This is a genomic window from Pseudomonas sp. S35, assembly GCF_009866765.1.
GTDB lineage: Bacteria > Pseudomonadota > Gammaproteobacteria > Pseudomonadales > Pseudomonadaceae > Aquipseudomonas.
In genome coordinates, this window is sequence record NZ_CP019431.1 from 5,113,956 (window position 1) to 5,135,440 (window position 21,485).

General features: G+C 60.0%; 21 protein-coding genes. 10 read left to right on the forward strand and 11 right to left on the reverse strand.

What is annotated here, in order from left to right; all coding sequences use genetic code 11:
• Positions 1-184 precede the first annotated feature (184 nt).
• Positions 185-622: a GNAT family N-acetyltransferase gene (locus PspS35_RS22950; protein ID WP_159936915.1), complete on the forward strand. Its 438-nt coding sequence runs from the start codon at positions 185-187 to the stop codon at positions 620-622.
• Between the two features lie 59 nt (positions 623-681).
• The gene (locus PspS35_RS22955) at positions 682-1,500 is read left to right on the forward strand and encodes a methyltransferase (RefSeq protein WP_159936916.1); all 819 of its coding nucleotides are present in this window, start codon (positions 682-684) and stop codon (positions 1,498-1,500) included.
• 76 nt (positions 1,501-1,576) lie between these two features.
• Here PspS35_RS22955 and def read toward each other — a convergent pair whose 3' ends face one another.
• The 3 genes from def to PspS35_RS22970 form a co-directional block, all read right to left on the reverse strand.
• Positions 1,577-2,116: a peptide deformylase gene (gene def / locus PspS35_RS22960; protein WP_159936917.1), complete on the reverse strand. Its 540-nt coding sequence runs from the start codon at positions 2,114-2,116 to the stop codon at positions 1,577-1,579.
• Positions 2,113-3,069 (reverse strand): YihY/virulence factor BrkB family protein, encoded by a 957-nt coding sequence (locus PspS35_RS22965; RefSeq protein ID WP_159936918.1) that lies wholly within the window; start codon positions 3,067-3,069, stop codon positions 2,113-2,115. The genes def and PspS35_RS22965 overlap by 4 nt, the downstream gene beginning before the upstream one ends.
• 181 nt (positions 3,070-3,250) lie before the next feature.
• A complete protein-coding gene (locus PspS35_RS22970) occupies positions 3,251-3,436 on the reverse strand; it encodes a CsbD family protein (RefSeq protein ID WP_159936919.1) in 186 nt (61 codons plus the stop codon).
• Positions 3,437-3,635: 199 nt separating this feature from the next.
• On the opposite strand from PspS35_RS22970, the gene PspS35_RS22975 reads away from it, so the two are divergent.
• The gene (locus PspS35_RS22975) at positions 3,636-4,013 is read left to right on the forward strand and encodes a hypothetical protein (protein WP_159936920.1); all 378 of its coding nucleotides are present in this window, start codon (positions 3,636-3,638) and stop codon (positions 4,011-4,013) included.
• 129 nt (positions 4,014-4,142) lie between these two features.
• On the opposite strand, the gene fadD1 is transcribed toward PspS35_RS22975, so the two are convergent.
• Both fadD1 and fadD2 read right to left on the reverse strand, forming a co-directional pair.
• Entirely contained in the window at positions 4,143-5,834 is a 1,692-nt protein-coding gene (fadD1, locus tag PspS35_RS22980; protein ID WP_159936921.1) for a long-chain-fatty-acid--CoA ligase FadD1, read from the reverse strand.
• A gap of 382 nt (positions 5,835-6,216) precedes the next feature.
• On the reverse strand, positions 6,217-7,905 hold the full coding sequence (fadD2, locus tag PspS35_RS22985) for a long-chain-fatty-acid--CoA ligase FadD2 (protein WP_159936922.1): 1,689 nt from the start codon (positions 7,903-7,905) through the stop codon (positions 6,217-6,219).
• A gap of 210 nt (positions 7,906-8,115) precedes the next feature.
• On the opposite strand from fadD2, the gene PspS35_RS22990 reads away from it, so the two are divergent.
• Positions 8,116-9,060 (forward strand): alpha/beta hydrolase, encoded by a 945-nt coding sequence (locus PspS35_RS22990; RefSeq protein WP_159936923.1) that lies wholly within the window; start codon positions 8,116-8,118, stop codon positions 9,058-9,060.
• A gap of 55 nt (positions 9,061-9,115) precedes the next feature.
• Entirely contained in the window at positions 9,116-9,586 is a 471-nt protein-coding gene (locus PspS35_RS22995; RefSeq protein WP_159936924.1) for a MaoC family dehydratase, read from the forward strand.
• A gap of 68 nt (positions 9,587-9,654) precedes the next feature.
• Here PspS35_RS22995 and PspS35_RS23000 read toward each other — a convergent pair whose 3' ends face one another.
• Positions 9,655-10,122: a PA2169 family four-helix-bundle protein gene (locus tag PspS35_RS23000; protein ID WP_010208206.1), complete on the reverse strand. Its 468-nt coding sequence runs from the start codon at positions 10,120-10,122 to the stop codon at positions 9,655-9,657.
• Positions 10,123-10,328: 206 nt separating this feature from the next.
• Here PspS35_RS23000 and PspS35_RS23005 point away from each other — a divergent pair, with 206 nt between their 5' ends.
• The gene (locus PspS35_RS23005) at positions 10,329-10,565 is read left to right on the forward strand and encodes a DUF3820 family protein (RefSeq protein WP_003213031.1); all 237 of its coding nucleotides are present in this window, start codon (positions 10,329-10,331) and stop codon (positions 10,563-10,565) included.
• 13 nt (positions 10,566-10,578) lie between these two features.
• A complete protein-coding gene (locus tag PspS35_RS23010) occupies positions 10,579-11,754 on the forward strand; it encodes an aminotransferase class V-fold PLP-dependent enzyme (RefSeq protein WP_159936925.1) in 1,176 nt (391 codons plus the stop codon).
• A gap of 107 nt (positions 11,755-11,861) precedes the next feature.
• Here PspS35_RS23010 and PspS35_RS23015 read toward each other — a convergent pair whose 3' ends face one another.
• Genes PspS35_RS23015 through zwf form a run of 3 tightly spaced genes read right to left on the reverse strand, consistent with a single transcriptional unit; the run spans position 11,862 to position 14,711 of the window.
• A complete protein-coding gene (locus PspS35_RS23015) occupies positions 11,862-12,527 on the reverse strand; it encodes a bifunctional 4-hydroxy-2-oxoglutarate aldolase/2-dehydro-3-deoxy-phosphogluconate aldolase (RefSeq protein ID WP_099585438.1) in 666 nt (221 codons plus the stop codon).
• Between the two features lie 17 nt (positions 12,528-12,544).
• A complete protein-coding gene (pgl, locus tag PspS35_RS23020) occupies positions 12,545-13,258 on the reverse strand; it encodes a 6-phosphogluconolactonase (RefSeq protein WP_159936926.1) in 714 nt (237 codons plus the stop codon).
• Positions 13,245-14,711 (reverse strand): glucose-6-phosphate dehydrogenase, encoded by a 1,467-nt coding sequence (gene zwf / locus PspS35_RS23025; RefSeq protein WP_159936927.1) that lies wholly within the window; start codon positions 14,709-14,711, stop codon positions 13,245-13,247. Before zwf ends, pgl begins: the two co-directional genes overlap by 14 nt.
• A 218-nt stretch (positions 14,712-14,929) precedes the next feature.
• Between zwf and PspS35_RS23030 the strand changes: the two genes are divergently transcribed.
• Positions 14,930-15,790 carry a MurR/RpiR family transcriptional regulator gene (locus tag PspS35_RS23030; protein ID WP_169851198.1) on the forward strand — a complete coding sequence of 287 codons (861 nt, stop codon included), beginning with the start codon at positions 14,930-14,932 and terminating at the stop codon, positions 15,788-15,790.
• A 33-nt stretch (positions 15,791-15,823) separates the two neighbouring features.
• Here the strand turns inward: PspS35_RS23030 and PspS35_RS23035 are convergent, their stop codons facing one another.
• Positions 15,824-16,606: a transporter substrate-binding domain-containing protein gene (locus PspS35_RS23035; protein ID WP_238785928.1), complete on the reverse strand. Its 783-nt coding sequence runs from the start codon at positions 16,604-16,606 to the stop codon at positions 15,824-15,826.
• 165 nt (positions 16,607-16,771) lie between these two features.
• The gene (locus PspS35_RS23040; protein WP_159936928.1) at positions 16,772-17,005 is read right to left on the reverse strand and encodes a hypothetical protein; all 234 of its coding nucleotides are present in this window, start codon (positions 17,003-17,005) and stop codon (positions 16,772-16,774) included.
• A gap of 219 nt (positions 17,006-17,224) precedes the next feature.
• Here PspS35_RS23040 and PspS35_RS23045 point away from each other — a divergent pair, with 219 nt between their 5' ends.
• Positions 17,225-18,391, forward strand: coding sequence for an efflux RND transporter periplasmic adaptor subunit (locus PspS35_RS23045; protein ID WP_159936929.1), 1,167 nt, complete (start codon positions 17,225-17,227; stop codon positions 18,389-18,391).
• On the forward strand, positions 18,388-21,477 hold the full coding sequence (locus tag PspS35_RS23050; RefSeq protein WP_159936930.1) for a multidrug efflux RND transporter permease subunit: 3,090 nt from the start codon (positions 18,388-18,390) through the stop codon (positions 21,475-21,477). The genes PspS35_RS23045 and PspS35_RS23050 overlap by 4 nt, the downstream gene beginning before the upstream one ends.
• Positions 21,478-21,485: the final 8 nt, after the last annotated feature.

A 21,485-nucleotide genomic window follows, 5' to 3' on the forward strand; every position in this document is an offset into this window, starting at 1 on the left:
TTCTTGTCGGCGCGTTTTTCGTCGGCGGTCTTTGCCGGTTTTTTCTTCGCGGCTTTCTTTGAATCCATACCTTTGGCCATGATGCGTGCTCCACTGAAAGAGGATGTAACACTGGGTATAACACCGATCACCCGACAGAAGGGGTTTATAATCCCGGCCCCTTTCTAACGCCTGCCTGAACACCATGCCTGAGTTGTCCATCGATCTGCTGGCAGAGCCTCTGTGGCCGCTGCTGAACAAGTTTTACCGCAGCCACAACTCGTCGATGAAGGCGCTCAAGGACGGACGTTTGTGGGTGGCACGCGATGGCGAGATTGTCGCTGGCTTGTGCCTGACGCCAGTGGTGGGCGGGCAATGGCTGACCGGGGTGTTTGTGGCGCCGTCGTATCGTGGCCAGGGCTTGGCGGCGCGCTTGATTCTTCAGGCAGTGACGGCTGTGGAGGGCACCGTCTGGCTACTGTGCCATCCGGACCTGGAACGCTTGTATCAGCGTATGGGGTTCACCCAAGACACGCTCCTGCCCCAATCCCTCAGCGAACGGCTGGTGCGTTACAAGCGCAACAAGCCGATGATCGCCATGGGCTTAGAACCGTTGGTGAGGTCGACCTCAGATAATGTGTGATCGACCGGTATCGAGCCCATGCTAGCCTCGGCAGCACAGTGGCCCCTACCAGGATGATCATGAAAACGACGCTTGCAGCCCTCTCCCTTGCCGCCCTCCTCGCCCCGGCCTTGAGCCAGGCAGCCGATGCACCGATCAGTGCCCAGCAATACGCCAGCGTGCTCGCTGGCAGTTGGCGCGATGCGGCCAACAGTGCCCGCGATGGGTATCGACATCCACAGCAGACCTTGGAGTTCTTTGGTCTGGGCGCCAAACAGCGCGTGATCGAAATCACCCCCGGCGGCGGTTGGTACAGCGAAGTGCTGGCACCGTTGCTCAAAGACCACGGGCAGTACATCGCCGCTGTGCAGGCCGCGAGCAGCAGCGCTTACGCGCGTACGTCCGAAGAGAACCTGAAGCAGAAATTTGCCGCCGACCCGCCCCGTTACGGCAAGGCCGAAGTGGTCGAGTTCGATCCCAAGGCGCCCGTGTTCGGCAAACCGGCTTCAGTGGACGCCGTGTACACCTTCCGTAATGTGCATAACTGGGTGCTGGCCAATACGGACGAAGCGAGCTTCACGGCGTTCTACAAGGTGCTCAAACCCGGTGGCGTGCTGGGTGTGGTGGATCACCGCGCCAAGGATGGCGCCTCACTGGACGACATCAAGCACAGCGGCTACCTGACCACCGCCTATGTGGTGAAACTGGCCACCGATGCCGGGTTCAAGCTGGAGGGGCAAAGCGAGGTGAATGCCAACCCGAAAGACACCAAGGACTACCCGGATGGCGTGTGGACATTGCCGCCAGCGTTGAAGTTGGGGGAGCAGGACAAGGCCAGGTATGTGGCGATTGGCGAGTCGGATCGAATGACGTTGCGGTTCGTCAAACCGGCCAAATAACCTGATTTGAACTGCAATCAACTGTGGGAGAGGGCTTGCCCCCTGCCACATTTTTGATTTCAGTGTGTCTGGGGGGTTATTCGTCGGCGGTGGGGTCCATGTCGGGGAACATGACCTCGATAAACCCGAACTTGCTGAAGTCGGTAATCCGCGACGGGTACAACCGGCCGATCAGGTGATCGCACTCATGCTGCACCACCCGCGCATGAAAGCCGTCGGCAATGCGCACGATCGGCTCGCCCTTGGGGTCGAAGCCTTCATAGCGGATCTGCTGGTAACGGTCCACCGCGCCACGCAAGCCGGGCACGGAAAGGCAGCCTTCGTAACCCTCCTCCAGCACTGGGCTCAGCGGCGTAATCAACGGATTGATCAGGATGGTCTGCGGCACGGGCGGCGCATCCGGGTAGCGTTCGCTGGCTTCGAAACCAAAGATCACCAATTGCAGGTCCACACCTATCTGCGGCGCCGCCAGGCCCACGCCGCCGACGTGCTCCATGGTCTGGAACATGTCGTCGATCAATTGCCACAACTCGGGGCTGTCGAACATTTCGGGCGGGACCGGGGGCGCGATACGCAGCAAGCGCTCGTCGCCCATTTTCAGGATTTCACGGATCATTGATCAGGCTCAACGGGAGTGGGCTTGGAGTGGTCTCGGCCGAGGCCTGAGACATGCTGTTTTTCATCGGTGTGGCCGGGCTCGTCGAACGCTTTTTCACCCGGATCCTTGCCTTCGGCCGACATGTGTTCGATTACCGCATTCATTTCCGCCCCAAGCAGCAGCACGGCGGCAGAAATGTAGAAGTACAGGAGCAGCACGATGATCGCCCCGATACTGCCATACATGGCGTTGTAGTCGGCGAAGGTTTTGACGTAGTAGCCAAAGCCCAGGGAGGCCACGATCCAGACCACCACCGCCAGCACTGAGCCTGGGGTGATAAAGCGAAATTTTTGCTCGACGTCAGGCATCACGTAGTACATGAGGGCCACGGCGAACATCAGCAAAATCACGATCAGCGGCCAGCGCAGGATGGTCCAGAGTGTGACCACGAACTCCTGCATGCCGATCTGCCCGGCAAGCCATTCCATCACTTGCGGGCCGAGCACCATCAACGCAGCGGCAGCCAGCAGCATGCCGGCGATGCCGACGGTGTACAAAATCGACAGCGGGAAACGCTTCCAGATCGGCCGGCCTTCCACCACGTCGTAGGCCGCGTTCATCGCGCTCATCATCAGGCGCACACCGGCGGAAGCGGTCCATAACGCAATCACGATACCCACCGACAGCAGACCGCCCTTGGACTGCTGCAACTGGTCGATCACCGGGTTGACCTGCTCCAGGGCCTGGGGCGGCAGCACCAGTTCAGATTGCAGGCGCAGCCAGGTGAAAAAGTCAGGCAGGTGCAGGAAGCCGATCAGGGCAATCAGGAACAGCAGGAAGGGAAACAACGAAAACAGCATCTGGTAGGCCAGTGCCGAAGCGTAGGTGGACATTTCGTCGTCGACGAATTCCTTGACGGTGCGCACCAGCACTTTGTGCAGCTTGAGACCATCGAGAACCGGAAAGATCATAGCGTCTCCTTTCGCCGCAAAGAGGGTGAGGTCGTGGGCGACTCAGGGGCCGTTTTCTACATCAAAGTAGCCCATTTGGCGACTTTGAAACAATTTCGAAAGTTTAGTTGCAGTGGCTGATAGAAAAACGGCCATCCGTGGATGGCCGCAGGGCGGTGTGAACACAACCCGTGATGCTGGCTTACTTGGTGGCTTTTTTGACCGCATCTTTGGTGTCGCCGACCGCTTGCTGCACTTCGCCTTTCTTTTCCTGGATCACGCCTTCGGCGCGCAGCTTGTCGTTGCCGGTGACTTTGCCGACACCCTGCTTGATGTTGCCGACTGCCTCATTCGCCAAACCTTTTGCCTTATCCGATGTGCTGCTCATGGTATTTCTCCGAAGGAACAATCAAGGGTTTTGGTCATTACCTAGAGATTGACCTGAGGCCGTTCGGCAGAGTTTCAATTATTTTCCACGGGCATTTCATCGAAAGCCGTAGGTTTGGCTTTATGTTTTGCGGCCAACCCACGAGAATGCCTGGCAGATTCAGGCTACAACGCTGAATAACAGATCCCGTAGGAAGGTTATGAAACTCAATAAAGCACAGGCCATTGCCCGCAGAAACACCGAACTGGGCGGTGCCGTACTCGGCGTCAACAACTGCCACTTCACCGACCTGGACCGCAAACGCAACATCTGGTGGTTCGACCTGCCGCTGGGCCGTATTGCCGTGGGCCAGTACGAGTGGATTCACTTGTTGATGCACAATGCCGAGACCGACCAGTTGCTGCACTTGAAGGTGCCGACGGCGTTCCTGCGCGAGCACATCGAAAGGTTGGTGGTGCGTAATTCGGGCAAGCGCAAGCCGGAGATTACGTTGGAGCTGAGCGCAGACAAGGACTCGCTCCTGAAGGACGTACGCCCAACCGGTGCTAACGTGAACTTCGCGCAGTTCGCCCTGTAAAAACACGATTAAACATGTGGGAGGGGGCTTGCCCCCGATGGCGATGGGTCAGTCACAGTATGTGTTGACTGAACCACTGCTATCGGGAGCAAGCCCCCTCCCACATTGGATTGCATTTCAATTGGCGGGTTACTTTTTAAGACCGAGTTTCTTCAGTTCTTCATCGCGCAACTCACGACGCAGGATCTTGCCCACGTTGGTGGTCGGCAACGCATCGCGGAACTCTACAGCCTTGGGCACCTTGTAGGCGGTGACGTTGGCGCGCATATGCTCCATCACCTGGTCCTTGGTGAGCGTAGCGCCCGGCTTGACCACGATGAACAGCTTGATGATCTCTCCGGACTTCTCGTCCGGCACGCCGATGGCCGCGCACTGCAACACGCCCGGCAAGCCGGCCAGCACGTCTTCCAGCTCGTTGGGGTACACGTTGAAACCGGAGACCAGGATCATGTCCTTCTTGCGGTCGACAATCCGCATGTAGCCGTCTGGCTGGATGATCGCGATGTCGCCGGTCTTCAGCCAACCTTCGCTGTCGAGCATCTCGTCGGTGGCGTCCTGGCGCTGCCAGTAGCCCTTCATCACCTGCGGGCCCTTGACGCACAGCTCGCCGGTTTCGCCCAGCGCCAGCTCGGTGCCGTCATCGGCAATGACTTTGCACACCGTGGACGGCACCGGAATGCCGATGGTGCCGATCTGGATATGCTGGATCGGGTTCACCGTGGCCACCGGGCTGGTTTCGGTCATGCCGTAACCTTCGCAGATGCCACAGCCGGTCACGGCCTTCCAACGCTCGGCGGCCGCCAATTGCAGGGCCATGCCGCCCGACAGGGTGACCTTGAGCGCGGAGAAGTCCAGCTTGCGGAAGCCTTCGTTATTGCACAGCGCAACGAACAAGGTGTTCAGGCCGACAAAGCCGCTGAACTTCCACTTCGACAGTTCCTTGACCATCGCCGGCAGGTCGCGCGGGTTGCTGATCAGGATGTTGTGGTTGCCGATCAGCATCATCGCCATGCAATGAAAGGTGAACGCATAGATGTGGTACAGCGGCAGCGGGGTGATCAGGATCTCGCAACCTTCGTTGAGGTTGGAACCCATCAGCGCCTTGCATTGCAGCATGTTGGCGACGAGGTTGCGGTGAGTCAGCATCGCGCCCTTGGCCACGCCGGTGGTGCCGCCGGTGTATTGCAACACGGCAACATCGCTGCTGGCCGGGCTGGCATCACTGACCGGTTGGCCGTGGCCTTTGGCAAGCACGTCGTTGAATTTGATCGCGTGCGGCAAGTGATACGCCGGGACCATTTTCTTCACGTACTTGATGACGCTGTTGATCAGCAGGCGCTTGAGCGGCGACAGCAGGTCGGCGACTTCGGTGACGATCACATGCTTGACGGCGGTCTTGGGCACGACCTTTTCCGCCAGGTGGGCCATGTTGGCCAGGCAGACCAGGGCCTTGGCGCCGGAATCGTTGAACTGGTGCTCCATCTCCCGCGCGGTGTACAGCGGGTTGGTGTTGACCACGATCAGGCCGGCACGGATGGCACCGAACACGGCGACCGGGTATTGCAGGACGTTGGGCAGTTGCACGGCGATTCGGTCGCCAGGCTTCAAGTCGGTATGTTGTTGCAGGTACGCGGCGAACGCGCCGGACAATTCGTACAATTCACCGTAGGTGATTGTCTTGCCCAGGTTGCTGAAAGCCGGTTTGTTAGCGAAGCGCTGGCAGGACTGTTTCAGTACCGCCTGAATATTCGGATACTCGTCTGGATTGATGTCTGCAGCAATCCCGGCGGGGTACTTATCCTTCCAAAAGTCTTCGTTCATGGAAGCCCACTCCTCAGCGACGCGAATTCATCATCGCATTTGATGCGATTATTATTGGTGTATGTTTTTTTAAGGTGAATCTGGCGCTTTAAAGCAGGCCTAGACGTCACAAAGCGCGCCGAGAGTAGCAGCTTTGCCAAGGGCCGACTAGAGCCTAAAGAGGGCTCGACAGTCATAATCATGACTGTCCTACAATATCTGGTCACACTTTAAACATGGCCGAAATAGCCCAGCAAAAGGCTCTGGAATAGGCTCTTCAGAACAACACAAACAATGTGGGAGAGGGCTTGGCCCCGATAGCAGAGTATCAGTCACTGCATCGAGTGACTGGTCCACTGCTATCGGGGCAAGCCCCCTCCCACATTGTTTACCGCAGTTCACATCAGGCGATGTCGCGCAACTCACGCCGCAAGATCTTGCCCACCGGCGTCATCGGCAACGAATCGCGCAGGACAATCTGCTTGGGCACCTTGTACCCCGTGAAATTGGCCTTGCAGTAGTTCTTCAGCTCCTCAACGCTCACGCCTTCGGCACGTGCCACCACGAACAGCTTCACCGCCTCCCCCGTGCGCTCGTCCGGCACGCCGATCACCGCGCAGTTGGCCACCGCCGGGTGAGCCATTACGACGTCTTCGATTTCGTTGGGGTACACGTTGAAACCCGAGACGATGATCAAGTCTTTCTTGCGATCGACAATCCGTACAAAACCGTCCTCGTCGATCACCGCAATGTCACCGGTCTTGAGCCAGCCTTCAGCATCCAGGGCCTCGGCCGTCGCGGCCGGTTGCTGCCAGTAGCCCTTCATCACCTGCGGGCCCTTGATGCACAACTCGCCACGCTCGCCCAGCGGCAGCTCGACACCTTCATCATCGATCACCTTCATCGCTGTCGCCGGCACGGGAATACCCACGGTGCCAAGGCGCGATTTATTGCCGTAGGGGTTGGTGCTGGCCACGGGTGAGGTTTCCGTCAGGCCGTAGCCCTCGCCAATCGTGCAGCCGGTGGTTTGCTGCCAGCGCTCGGCCGTGGCCTTGATCAGTGCCGTGCCACCGGAGTTGGTGAGCTTGAGATGGGAGAAATCCAGGGTCTTGAAGTCGGGGTGGTCCATCAACGCCACAAACAGCGTGTTGAGCCCGAGCAGCCCGGTAAAGCGCCACTTTTTCAGCTCCTTGATAAACCCGCCGATGTCCCGTGGGTTGGTGATCAGTACGTTGTGGTTCCCCGTGACCATCATGCACATGCAGTTCGCGGTGAAGGCATAGATGTGGTAAAGCGGCAGCGGCGCGATCATCACCTCCTGCCCTTCCTTGATCAGCGGATGGCCGTCGTCGCCAACTTGGGACATGCACGCGCGCGCCTGCTGCATGTTTGCCACCAGGTTGCCGTGGGTGAGCATCGCGCCCTTGGCCAGCCCGGTGGTGCCGCCGGTGTATTGCAGCACCGCGATGTCGTCCAGGCTCACCGGATGGCGGGTGATGCCCAGCCCGGCGCCCATGCGCAGCGCACGCTTGAACGACATTGCACGCGGCAGGCTGTAGGCCGGGACCATTTTCTTGACCTTGTCGACCACGGTGTTGACCAGCCAGCCCTTGGCGGCGGGCAGGAAGTCGCCCATCTTGGCTTCGATGAGGTAGTCGATCTCGGTGTCGCTGCACACTTCCTGCACGCGCGAACCGAACAGGTTGAGGTAGACCAGCGCACGCACGCCGGCGTCCTTGAACTGGTGACGCATCTCGCGCGGGGTGTACAACGGGTTGGTGTTGACCACGATCAGCCCGGCGCGCAAGGCACCGAACACGGCAATCGGGTAATGCAGCACGTTGGGCATCTGCACTGCGATGCGCTCGCCGGGCTTGAGGTCGGTGTGCTGTTGCAGGTAGCCGGCGAACGCCGCACTCTGGCGCTCAAGCTCGGCGTAAGTCAGGGTGACGCCCATGTTGCTGAATGCCGGACGGTCGGCAAAGGCCTTGCAGGAACGCTCGAAGACTTCGATCACCGACTTGTAGGCCGTGAGGTCAATGTCATTGGGAACGCCCGCCGCGCGTTTGTCATTCCAGAAATCAGGTTGCATTATTCTTGTCCCCTTACCTGAGTGTGTCCGGCCGCTTATGAAAAGCGGAGCTTTGGGGACGTTAGCAGCTATGGCCAAACAGGCAAATACGCTAAATCGTGTCATTGATTGTATGAATCTTGCCGCTGATGCGTGGGCAGATACCGCGCCCTTCGGCAGATGAGCTATACACTGCAACGACCCCGAGCAGACTGGAGGAAAGGAACCGCCATGAACCACAGCACCTTCTGGTTGACCGCGAATGACCACAGCCGCCTGTACGTCAACCAATGGATGCCCGACGGCGCGGCCCACGCGCTAGTCATGCTGTCCCACGGCATGGCCGAGCACAGCGGGCGCTATGAGCGGCTGGCCGAAGCCTTGTGCAGCGCAGGTTATGGCGTATATGCACTCGACCAACGTGGCCACGGCCGTACGGCCGACGCAGGCACCCTTGGGCTGTTCGCCGAGAAAGATGGCTGGAATAAAGTTGTGGGCGACCTCGCCAGCCTCAACCAGCATATCGGCCAGCAGCACCCTGGGCTGCCGATCATCCTTCTGGGCCACAGCATGGGCAGCTACATCGCCCAGGCCTACCTGCTGCACCATAGCGCCAGCCTGCACGGGGCGATTCTCAGTGGCTCGAATTTCCAACCAGTGGCCCTGTACCGCGCCGCACGCTTGATCGCCCGTGCCGAGCGTTTGCGCCAGGGTGTACGCGGGCGCAGTGCATTGATCGAATTCCTGTCGTTCGGCTCATTCAACAAAGCCTTCAAGCCCAACCGCACAGCATTCGACTGGCTCAGTCGCGACCCGGTTGAAGTCGACAAGTACATCAACGACCCGCTCTGCGGTTTTCGCTGCACCAACCAACTCTGGATCGACCTGCTCGGCGGCTTGCAGCAAATCAGCAAAGCGTCCAATCTCGCGCAGATCGATCCGGGCCTGCCGATCCTGGTCATGGGCGGCGAATGTGATCCGGTGAGCGAAGGCAAACGTCTTACCCATCTTGCCAACGCCTTGCGCGTGGCCGGCTGCCAGCATTTACAATTGAACCTTTACCCGCAGGCGCGTCACGAAGTGTTCAACGAAACCAACCGCGATGAAGTGATCGCGGACCTGCTGACGTGGCTCGACCAGGCCCTGACCTTACGCAGGCCAGCTCGCTGCGAATAACGTTGTGTTTAAAATCAGCCGATAATTACCGATTAGCCACAGGATGCACCTTTAGATGACCCAGGTAACCAACACCCCGTACGAAGCCCTCGAAGTCGGCCAGACCGCCAGCTACAGCAAGACCGTTGAAGAGCGCGATATCCAGCTGTTCGCCGCCATGTCCGGCGACCACAACCCGGTGCACCTGGATGCCGAATACGCCAAGGCGACCATGTTCAAGGAGCGTATCGCCCACGGTATGTTCAGCGGCGCATTGATCAGCGCCGCCGTGGCCTGCAAGCTGCCTGGGCCGGGCACTATCTATATCGGCCAGCAGATGAGCTTCCAGAAACCGGTCAAGATCGGCGACACGTTGACTGTGCGCCTGGAAATTCTTGAAAAACTGCCGAAATTCCGTGTGCGTATTGCCACCCGTGTGTTCAACCAACGCGATGAGCTGGTAGTGGATGGCGAAGCCGAGATCCTCGCGCCACGCAAACAGCAGGTCGTGACCTTGACCGAGTTGCCGCCAATCAGCATTGGCTAACTCAAGGCCTATACAACACAAATGTGGGAGGGGGCTTGCCCCCTCCCACATTTTTTACCGCGTTTGGCTTACGACTGAGCGCGAGCCTGGTTACGCAGGGCTTTGACCTGGTCGTGGTTGCGTTGTACGCCGTGGTACTGACGCTCAACCAGGTCACGAATGCCTAGCAGGTTGTGCTTGTTGATCTTCTCGATGGCTTCTTTATAAGCCTTGAGTGCATGGTCTTCACCGCGCTCGGCTTCGTTCAACACCGCCTCTTCGTCTTTACCGGTGAGCATCGACTTCACGTCGACCCAGCCACGGTGCAGGGCGCCGGCTACGCTGCCGGAATCTTCCGGGTCGCCGCCCAGGGCACGCACGGCGGTTTTCAGTTCGGCGGCGGCGGTGGCGCAGTCAGCGGAGCGCTTGGCAAACAACGCCTTGAGTTCTGGGTGCTTGATGTCTTCTGCGCACTCTTTGAAACCTTTCTGGCCGTCGATGCTGGTTTCGATCAGGTCGTTGAGTACGGAGATCGATTCTTTATTGATGTCAGTCATTTTTCAATTCCTTAGGCAGGTTACGAAGGGTTGTCTTAATGATTGCAGCGCCCGTGCCAGCTTTTGAAAAACAACTTTTATGTTTAATTTCAACAGCTTAAAAATAGTTGAACCATCTGTATGTACGTTATTTGCATGATCTGTCATTTGGCCTTCATGCAGAATGCCTGTATTTTCCATGGTCTCGACTTGTGTACTGAATCCCCATGAACCCCGAAAAACTCGAACTGCTGATCACCCGCGAAATGCCCTTCGGCAAATACAAGGGCCGGATCATCGCCGACCTGCCGGGGCCTTACCTGAACTGGTTTGCCCGCGAGGGTTTTCCCCACGGCGAATTGGGCGGTTTGCTGGCATTGATGCAGGAAATCGACCACAACGGCCTGTCCGAACTGCTTGAACCGCTGCGCGCCAAACACGGCAAACCCGCCCCTCGCCATTAACCAGAGCCTCGCCATGCCAAGGAATGCCGATAACGAACTGCACTGGCAGGCCATCGCCCAGCGCTATGACCTGGAACCAGGCCCGATCAACTTGGAAAATGGTTACTTCGGGCGCATGAGCCGTGCGGTGCAGGCGCAGTACCTGGAGCACGTGGCGTTTATCAACCGCAGCAACTCGGTGCATGTGCGCCAGCGCTTCGAACAAGGCGAAAACGTCGAGATCCGCCGCCAATTGGCCGGGTTGATCGATGTAGCCCCTGAGTCGGTCGCCTTCACCCGCAACGCCACCGAAGCCTTGCAATCGCTGATCCGCAACTACAACCGCCTGCAACCGGGCGACCAGGTGCTGATCAGCGACCTGGAGTACGACACCGTCAAGGGCGCCATGCGTTGGTTGGCCGGGGCTCGCGGTATCGAGGTGATCGAGCTTTCCCACACTCACCCGGCCAGTTTCGACAGCCTATTGCAGACCTATCGCACCGCCTTCGCTGAGTACCCGGGTTTAAAGCTGATGGCGCTGACCCACGTCACCCACCGCACCGGCTTGGTGATGCCGGTTGCCGCCATTGCCAAGGCCGCGAGTGAACACGGTATCGACGTGATCCTCGACGGTGCCCACGCCCTGGGCCAGATCGACTTCAACCTCGCCGAATTGGGTATCCAGTTCGCCGGTTTCAACCTGCATAAATGGATTGGTGCGCCGCTGACCTTGGGCTTTCTGTACATCGCCCCCGAACGCCTGGCGGACATCGACCCGGACATGGGCGAATTCCACTACCCCATCACGGATGTGCGCGCACGCACGTCCTACAGCACGCCGAATTTTCCGGCGCTGATGACCCTGCCATTGGTATTTGAAGAACATCGGGCATTGGGCGGTGCGGCGGCCAAAGGTGCACGGGTCAATTACCTGCGCGATCTGTGGGTAAACCAGGTGCGGCCGCTAAATGGCATTGAGGTGCTAACCTCGGATGACCCACGGCTCTATTGCGCGATTACTGCGTTCAAATTCATCGGCCGCGATCAGCAGGTGATGGTGGATCGTTTGCTTAAAGAGTACGACCTGTTCGCCACCACGCGCACCGGGGCGGCGTTTGGTACGTGCATTCGGGTCACGCCAGGGTTGGTGACGTCGGCCGAAGACATCAATGTGCTGATCAACGCGGTCATTGAACTAAGCACAGATTAAACATGAGTGGGTCTCAAGGTTTTTTGCAGGCAAAAAAAAGCGGTACACCGACCAAGTGCACCGCAAAAATGCCGTTAAGCACAGCAACAACGATTCGGTAAATCAGATCAGTCCAACAGCGCCAGCGCCTCAGCGGTGACTTCCTGGATGCGTGCCCAGTCGCCGTTCTTGATCCACTCAGGATCAAGCATCCAGCTGCCGCCCACGCACATCACGTTTTTCAACGCCATGTAGTTTTTGATGTTGGCCGGGCCGACGCCACCGGTCGGGCAGAATTTCACTTCGCCGAACGGGCCGCCCAGGGCCTTGATCGCCGCTACGCCGCCGCTCACTTCAGCCGGGAACAGCTTGAAGCGGCGATAGCCCAGGCCGTAGCCTTCCATGATGCCGGAGGCATTGCTGATGCCCGGCAACAACGGGATCGGGCTGTGCACCGAGGCTTCCAGCAGGTCGCGGGTGATGCCGGGGGTGACGATAAATTGCGAGCCGGCCACTTCGGCCGCTTCGAGCATGTGACGGTCGAGCACGGTGCCGGCACCGGTGCACAGTTCAGGGCGCTGCTCGCGCAGGACCTGAATGGCCTTGAGGCCGAACTCCGAACGCAGGGTCACTTCCAACGCGGTCAAACCACCGGCCGCCAAGGCGTCGGCCAGCGGCAGGATGTCCTGTTCACGGGCGATGGTGATCACCGGCAGGATCCGCGCCTTGGCGCATAGGCTGTCGATCAAGGCAACTTTATCCGCCATGGATACGGTCGGTTGAGGGCTTTTCATAGCGGCTGATCCTTGGCTCATGGGCACCAGTAAATCTCTAATGTAGGTTGCAAAAACGCGCGAATTGGCATGGCAGCAACGTCGTCGCTGGCCAGGGCGGCGCTCAAGGTGGTCAATTTCGAACTGCCGGAAATCGACAGCACGGTGTAATGGGCCGTAGCCAGCAGTGCACGACTCATGGTCAGGCGCTGGTGTGGCACGGTCGGCGCCAGCATCGGCCAGCAACGGCGGGTACCGTCAGCCTGCAACGCTTGCGCAAGGTTCGGGCTGTTGGGAAACAGCGATGCGGTGTGGCCGTCATCGCCCATGCCCAGTACCAGCACATCAATGGCTGGCAATTCGGCCAGCAGGCGATCGGCCTGCTCGGCAGCGTCGTCCAGATTGGCAGCAGCGCTGTACAGGCTGAGGAACTTGGCCTTGGCCGCCGGGCCTTGCAACAGGTGCTGCTTCAACAAGCCGGCATTGCTGTCGGCGTGCTCAACCGGCACCCAGCGTTCATCGGCCAGGGTGATCGTGACCTTGGACCAGTCCAGGCCTTGCTTGGCCAGGTTTTGGAAAAACGCCACAGGGCTGCGGCCACCGGAAACCACCAGGGTCGCCTCGCCGCGGGCACTGATGGCCGCGCGCAGTTGTTCGGCCACGTCATTGGCCAAGCCATCCGCCAGCAGCGCAGACGTACGGTACTCATGGGCGGTTACACCCTGAGGCAGTTTCAATTCAGATATCGCCATACCACGACCTCCCATCCCGCGTGATCAGTGCAATGGAGCTCATCGGCCCCCAGGACCCCGCCGCATAAGGCTTGGGCGCGTCACCGGATTTTTTCCACCCGGCGATCAACTGGTCACACCACTTCCACGCGGCTTCGATTTCATCTTTGCGAACAAACAGGTTCTGGTTGCCGCGCATCACTTCCAACAGCAAACGCTCGTAGGCATCGGGGATGCGTGCACTGCGATAAGTGTCGGAAAAATTCAGTTGCAGCGGCCCGCTGCGCAGTTGCATGCCCTTGTCCAGGCCTTGCTCCTTGGTCATCACTCGCAAGGAAATACCTTCGTCCGGTTGCAGGCGGATGATCAGTTTGTTGCTGATCTGCAGGCGCTGCTCAGGGGCGAAGATGTAGTGGGACGGTTCCTTGAAGTGGATAACAATCTGCGACAGCTTTTGCGGCATGCGCTTGCCGGTGCGCAGGTAGAACGGCACCCCGGCCCAACGCCAGTTACGGATATCGGCCCGCAGCGCGACGAAGGTTTCGGTGTCGCTCTGGGTGTTGGAGTTCTCTTCTTCCAGGTAACCCGGTACCGCTTTGCCAGCGCTGTAGCCGGCGATGTACTGACCGCGTACCACTTGGGTAGTCAGGCCATCCGGGCTGATCGGCGCCAGGGCCTTGAGCACCTTGACCTTCTCGTCGCGGATACTGTCGGCAGACAGGTCGGCCGGCGGGTCCATAGCGATCAGGCACAGCAGTTGCAGCAGGTGGTTCTGGATCATGTCCCGCAGTTGGCCGGCCTTGTCGAAGTAGCCCCAGCGGCCTTCGATACCGACTTGCTCGGCCACGGTGATTTCTACGTGGGAGATGTAGTTCTGGTTCCACTGGGTTTCGAACAGGCTGTTGGCAAAACGCAGGGCGATCAGGTTCTGGACGGTCTCTTTGCCCAAGTAGTGGTCGATGCGGTAGGTGCGGTTTTCCGGGAAAAACTGCGCCACGGCGTCGTTGACCTTGCGCGAGGACTCCAGGTCCGAGCCGATGGGCTTTTCCAGCACCACACGGGTGTTTTCCGCCAAGCCGGCCTTGGACAGGTTTTCGCAGATCGCACCGTACACCGCCGCCGGGGTGGCAAAGTAGGCGATCAGGCGTTGCTCGGTGCCAGCGATGTGGGCCAGGGCCGCGTAGTCGTCGGCATTCTTGAAGTCGACATGCACATAGGTCAGGCGCGCCAGGAAACGCTGGGCGATGGTTTCGTCCAGTTCCTTGCCGACGTAGTTGCGCAGTTCTTTTTCGATATGGGCCAGGTGCTGTTGCTCGGTACCGGCTTCACGGGCCAGGGCCAGGATGCGCGTGTCGTCGTGCAGCAGCCCCGCGCCATCGAGTTGATAGAGGGCAGGAAATAACTTGCGCAGCGCCAGATCACCCAAGGCGCCAAACAGGGCAAAGGTGCAGGGTTCTACGGTTATCGAAGGCATGATGTTTGTTCTTTTATCAAGTTAAGCTACAAATACCTTTTTTCAAGGCATCACTCAAGGAAAAATGTAGTAATAACCACAACATTTTCCCGAAATACGCATTCCGAGTGGTGGTGTTCAGCTACCCTCAGTAGGATAGGCCACCGCGAAAAGCCACTCGTCATTGGCTACCGCCCTTTATTTGCATCGTCGCCCGAAGGAAAGACTGAATGGACCGCGTGCGAAATCTTCTGGAACAGATCCGGAACCGCCTCGAAGAATTGAACAAGGCCGAGAAAAAAGTCGCCGAGGTCATCCTGCTCAACCCGCAGCAGGCGACCCGCTTCTCTATCGCCGCCCTCGCCCAAGCCGCCTCGGTCAGTGAACCGACGGTCAACCGTTTCTGCCGTTCGTTCGGCGTCAGCGGCTACCCTGAACTCAAACTGCAACTGGCGCAAAGCCTGGCCAGTGGCGCGGCGTATGTCAGCCGTGCCGTGGAAGCCGATGATAACCCCGAGGCCTACACCCAGAAGATCTTTGGCAGCGCCATCGCCTCGCTGGACAGCGCCTGCCAGGCCCTGGACCCGAACCTGATCAGCAAGGCCGTAGACCTGCTGATCCAGGCGCGCCAGATCCACTTCTTCGGCCTGGGCGCCTCGGCCCCGGTGGCTATGGATGCCTTGCACAAGTTCTTCCGCTTCAACCTGTCGGTGACTGCCCACGCCGACGTGTTGATGCAGCGCATGATCGCCTCGGTGGCGCACACCGGCGAGCTGTTCGTGATCATTTCCTACACCGGGCGGACCCGTGAGCTGGTTGAAGTGGCACGCATCGCACGGGAAAACGGCGCGTCGGTGCTGGGCGTGACCGCCGAAAACTCACCCCTGGCCAAGGCCAGTACGGTGAGTTTGAACATCCCGTTGCCGGAAGACACCGACATCTACATGCCGATGACTTCGCGGATCATTCAGTTGACGGTGCTGGACGTACTGGCCACCGGTATGACCTTGCGCCGTGGCGTGGATTTCCAGCCGCATTTGCGCAAGATCAAAGAAAGCTTGAATGACAGCCGCTACCCAGTGGGGGATGAGTTTAACTAAGGTTTGCAGTAGGCAGGCTTACCGCGCGGGGCGTCACGGCAGTGCCGGCACTACATCCAGGCGGTAGGGTTGGACGATCCGCTGGTACTCGCCGTTGTGCATCAGTTGCTCAAGGGCGTGGTTGAGCTCACGGCGCAATGCGGTGTCAGGCTTGCGCAGCGCAATCGCTACGCCATCCCCCAACAGCTCGGCCGAAACCGGGGGGCCAAGGAAGTCGAAATCCTGGCCGTCGATCGTGTCGAGCAGCGTTTCACGAATCTCCAAGGTGCCCTGCAGTGTCGCATCGATTTCGCCGGCGACCAGGCTGCGGACCAACTCCTGGTTGAGCCAGAAGCTCTTGACGATGACCCCATTGGGCGCCCACTTCGAACGGGCAAAGGCCTCACGGTTACTCCCCAGCAATACGCCGAGCCGCTTGCCCTTGAGCGATGTGGCGCTGGGCATCAGGCCCGATGCTCTGCGGGCCACGAGGCGCGTGGTAAACGGGTAGAGGATATCGGTGAACCCAGCCCAGCGCTGCCGCGCCGACGTAGGCGCAATGCCCATGATCGCGTCGACGTGCCGGGCTTCAAGGGCGCGAAAGTCTTCGACAAGCACTTGGTCGACCCACGTGCAGCGTACATTCAACTGCTCGCACAGGGCGTTGCCCAAATCGATGTTCAAACCCACCAGTTGCCCTTGCGGGTTGCGGCTTTGAAAGGGGGGGAATTGCGCGACAACGCCAAAACGGATTTCGCCTCGGGGTTGATCATCGGCCACAACGGTAGTCGTCAAGAGCAGCAGGGCGAGCATTGAACAGATGTTTATCTGGGCCACAGAGACGTCCTTTTCCGGAAAGACTTGCTTCACCCTGCCCTGCCCCAAAAACCAGTGGGGCACAGGAGAGGCAGTGCAGCTTTCTAGAAATGGTCGTAGGCCTACAACCAGAAATATCAGCAGGTGTTGTAGGCAACGTCCTGCTCGACTTGCAATCTATTGCCCTCAGCGTTTACCCATCGAACGACGGGTACCCGGCGGGGCCATACCTGGTGACTTGGTGTGGCCGTTTTTGGCGCCGTTTTTGTACCACGGCTGAGCGGCCTGCTTGGTCCCGGCCAGTTCGCCCGGCTTGAACGGAAACTTGAACGCCGGGATCTCAGCGTTTTCAACGCCATCGGCGCTGGCTGGATCGACGATGTCGGCCGCTTCAACAGGGGGTTGTGTCGGGGAAGTCATGAGGGGCTCCGGCGCAGCTATTAGTGTAAAAGCGCGAGTATAGCGGGGCCGGAGCCGCAAGCGGTAAGCTTCAAGCGGCCAGTTAAAAGCGCCAGCTGTCACGGCTGTCAGTTTGACGTCACGGTGCTGACCGGATCGCGCCGTTATAAAGCACAGACTCAAACCCCGACTTGCAGCTTGCAGCGTCAAACTTGCAACTGCGCCTATGGCGTCCCTCTCATGCACATTCAACGAAAAACCGCCCTGATCGCAGGAGCCCTCGTGCTGATGGCGGTTGCGGCCTGGGCCCTGACCCGCCCGGCCAAGGCCAAGCTGGCCGCACCGACCGCAATCCCGGTACGGGTGGTGAATGTTGCGCAGCAGGACATTGCGCGTTTTGTCAGCGGCATCGGTACGGTGTTGTCGTTGCACAGCGTGGTGGTTCGCCCGCAGGTCGACGGCATTCTCACCCGGTTGCTGGTCAAGGAAGGCCAGTTGGTCAAGACCGGCGACCTGCTGGCCAGCATCGACGATCGCTCAATCCGCGCCAGCCTCGACCTGGCCAAGGCGCAGTTGGGCGAGAGCCAGGCGCAGTTGCAGGTGGCGCTGGTCAATCTCAAGCGCTACCAGCAATTGAGCGTCGACGACGGCGTGTCCAAACAGACCTATGACCAGCAACAGGCGCTGGTCAACCAGCTCAAGGCCACCGTGCAAGGCAACCAGGCGGCGATCGATTCGGCCCAGGTCCAGCTTTCCTACACCCAGATTCGCTCACCGGTCAGTGGCCGCGTCGGTATTCGCACCGTGGATGAAGGTAATTTCCTGCGCACCAGCGATACCCAGGGCTTGTTCTCCGTGACCCAGATCGACCCGATTGCCGTCGAGTTCTCCCTGCCGCAACAAATGCTACCCACCCTGCAAGGCCTGATTGCCGCGCCTACCCAGGCCAGCGTCGACGCCTACCTGGGCGCCGACACCGACGGCCAGACCGGCGATCTGCTCGGTGAAGGCCACTTGAGCCTGATCGATAACCAGATCAGCTCCACCACGGGCACCCTGCGCGCCAAGGCCCAATTCAACAACGCCTCGCAACGTCTGTGGCCAGGGCAACTGGTGACCATCAAGATCCAGACCGCCCTCGACAAGAATGCGCTAGTGGTGCCGCCGACCGTGGTGCAACGCGGCCTGGACTCGCATTTCGTGTATCGGGTCAACGGTGACAAAGTCGACGTGGTACCGGTGCAAGTGACCTATCAAGACAGCAACGTGAACATCATCAAGGGCGTGCAGGCCGGGGATGTGCTGGTCAGTGATGGCCAGTCGCGGCTCAAGGCCGGTGCCCAGGTGGAGGTGCTCAAGGAGCCGCCGCAGGTGATCCAGACCGTCGACGCCAAGGTGCAGCCGTGAGCCGCTCGCCGTCGGCCTGGTGCGTCGACCACCCGGTCGCCACGTTGCTGCTGACCTTCGCCTTGGTGCTGCTCGGGATGATTGCCTTCCCGCGCCTGGCTATCGCGCCACTGCCGGAAGCGGAATTTCCGACGATCCAGGTCACTGCGCAACTGCCCGGCGCCAGCCCCGACACCATGGCTTCGTCCGTGGCCACGCCACTGGAGGTGCAATTCAGCGCCATCCCCGGCATGACCCAGATGACCTCCAGCAGTGCCTTGGGCTCAAGCCTGTTGACCCTGCAATTCACCCTCGACAAGAGCATCGACACCGCCGCCCAGGAAGTGCAGGCGGCAATCAATACCGCATCCGGCAAGCTTCCAAGCGATATGCCCAGCCTGCCGACCTGGAGGAAGGTCAACCCGGCGGACAGCCCGGTACTGATCCTCAGCGTCAGCTCCGACAGCATGCCCAGCACCGAACTGAGCGACTACGTGGAAACCCTGCTGGCGCGGCAGATCAGCCAGATCGACGGTGTGGGCCAGATCAACATCACCGGCCAGCAACGCCCGGCGATTCGTGTGCAGGCCTCGCCCGACAAACTCGCCGCCATCGGCCTGACCCTGGCCGATGTGCGCCTGGCGATCCAGCAATCGAGCCTGAACCTGGCCAAGGGCGCGATCTACGGCGAAAACAGCGTGTCGACCCTGTCGACCAACGACCAACTGTTTCAGGCCCAGGACTATGCCCAACTCATCGTGTCCTACAAGAACGGTGCACCGGTGCAACTGCGCGACATCGCCAACGTCATCAACGGCTCGGAAAACGCCTACGTGCAGGCCTGGTCCGGGGATACGCCCGGTGTGAACCTGGTGATCTCGCGCCAGCCCGGCGCGAACATCGTCGAGACCGTGGACCGCATCCAGGCCGAACTGCCGCGCCTGCAAGGCATGTTGCCGGCTTCGGTGCAGGTCAGCGTGTTGACCGACCGCACCAAGACCATCCGCGCCTCCCTGCATGAAGTGGAAGTGACACTGCTGATCGCCATCTTGCTGGTGGTGGCGGTGATGGCGCTGTTCCTGCGCCAACTGTCGGCGACGCTGATTGTGTCCAGTGTGCTTGGCGTGTCGCTGGTCGCCAGTTTTGCCCTGATGTACGTGATGGGGTTCAGCCTGAACAACCTGACCTTGGTGGCGATCGTGATTGCCGTAGGCTTTGTGGTGGACGATGCCATTGTGGTGGTGGAGAACATCCACCGCCATCTGGAAGCGGGCCTCGACAAGCGCGAAGCGGCGATCAAGGGCGCGGGCGAGATTGGCTTTACGGTGGTGTCCATCAGCTTTTCGCTGGTGGCGGCGTTTATCCCGTTGCTGTTCATGGGCGGCGTGGTCGGGCGCTTGTTCAAGGAGTTTGCGCTGACGGCGACTTCGACCATCCTGATTTCGGTGGTGGTCTCGCTGACCCTGGCCCCGACCCTGGCCGCGCTGTTCATGCGCGCCCCCACTCACCCCGCCCACGGCAAACCCGGTTTCAGCGAACGCCTGCTCGCCAGCTACGCACGCAACCTGCGCCGTGCACTGGCCCACCAACGCACCATGGCAGCCCTCTTCCTGGTGACCCTGGCGCTGGCCGTGGTCGGCTACGTGTTTATCCCCAAAGGCTTCTTCCCGGTGCAGGACACGGGCTTTGTGCTCGGCACCAGCGAGGCGGCGGCGGACGTGTCGTACCCGAACATGGTTGCCAAGCATAAGGCCCTGGCCGAGATCATCAAGGACGACCCGGCGGTGCAGGCGTTTTCCCATTCGGTCGGCGTGACCGGCAGCAACCAGACCATCGCCAACGGCCGCTTCTGGATCGCCTTGAAAGACCGCGGTGACCGCGATGTCTCCGCCAGCCAGTTCATCGACCGCATCCGCCCGAAACTGGCCAAGGTGCCAGGTATCGTTCTCTATCTGCGCGCCGGCCAGGACATCAACCTCAGCTCCGGTCCCAGCCGCGCCCAGTACCAATATGTGCTCAAGAGCAACGACGGCCCGACGCTCAACACCTGGACCCAGCGCCTCACCGAGAAACTGCGTGCCAACCCGGCGTTTCGCGACCTGTCCAACGACCTGCAACTGGGCGGCAGCATCACCCACATCAGCATCGACCGTCAGGCGGCCGCGCGCTTCGGCCTGACCGCCACCGATGTCGACCAGGCGCTGTACGACGCCTTCGGCCAGCGCCAGATCAACGAGTTCCAGACCGAAATCAACCAGTACCAGGTGGTGCTGGAACTGGACAGCCGACAACGCGGCAAAGCCGAGAGCCTGAACTACTTCTACCTGCGCTCACCGCTCACCAACGAGATGGTGCCGCTGTCGGCACTGGCCAAGGTCGATCCGCCCACCGTGGGGCCATTGTCCATCAGCCATGACGGCATGTTCCCGGCGGCCAACCTGTCCTTCAACCTGGCGCCTGGCGTCGCCTTGGGCGATGCAGTGATCATGCTCAACCAGGCCAAGAATGAAATCGGCATGCCGACCACCCTCATCGGCAATTTCCAGGGCGCGGCCCAGGCGTTCCAGAGTTCGCTGGCCAGCCAACCGTGGCTGATCCTCGCCGCGCTGGTGGCGGTCTATATCATTCTGGGCGTGCTGTATGAGAGCTTCGTGCACCCGCTGACGATCATTTCCACCTTGCCGTCGGCCGGTTTGGGCGCGCTGATCATGCTGTGGTTGATGGGCCAGGACTTTTCGATCATGGCGCTGATCGGCCTGGTGCTGCTGATCGGCATCGTCAAGAAGAACGGCATCCTGATGATCGACTTCGCCCTAGAGGCCCAGCGCGTGCGCGGGTTGGCGCCGCAAGAAGCGATCTACGAAGCCTGCGTGACGCGGTTCCGGCCGATCATCATGACCACCCTCGCCGCCCTGCTCGGCGCCGTGCCGCTGATGCTCGGCAGCGGCCCCGGCGCAGAAATGCGCCAGCCGCTGGGGATCGCGGTGGTCGGCGGCCTGCTGGTGAGCCAGGCGCTGACGCTGTTCACCACGCCGGTCATATACTTGTACCTTGAGCGTTTTTTCCATAGACCCAAACCAGCTGCCGAGTTGGCGACCACACACTGAGGCGGGGT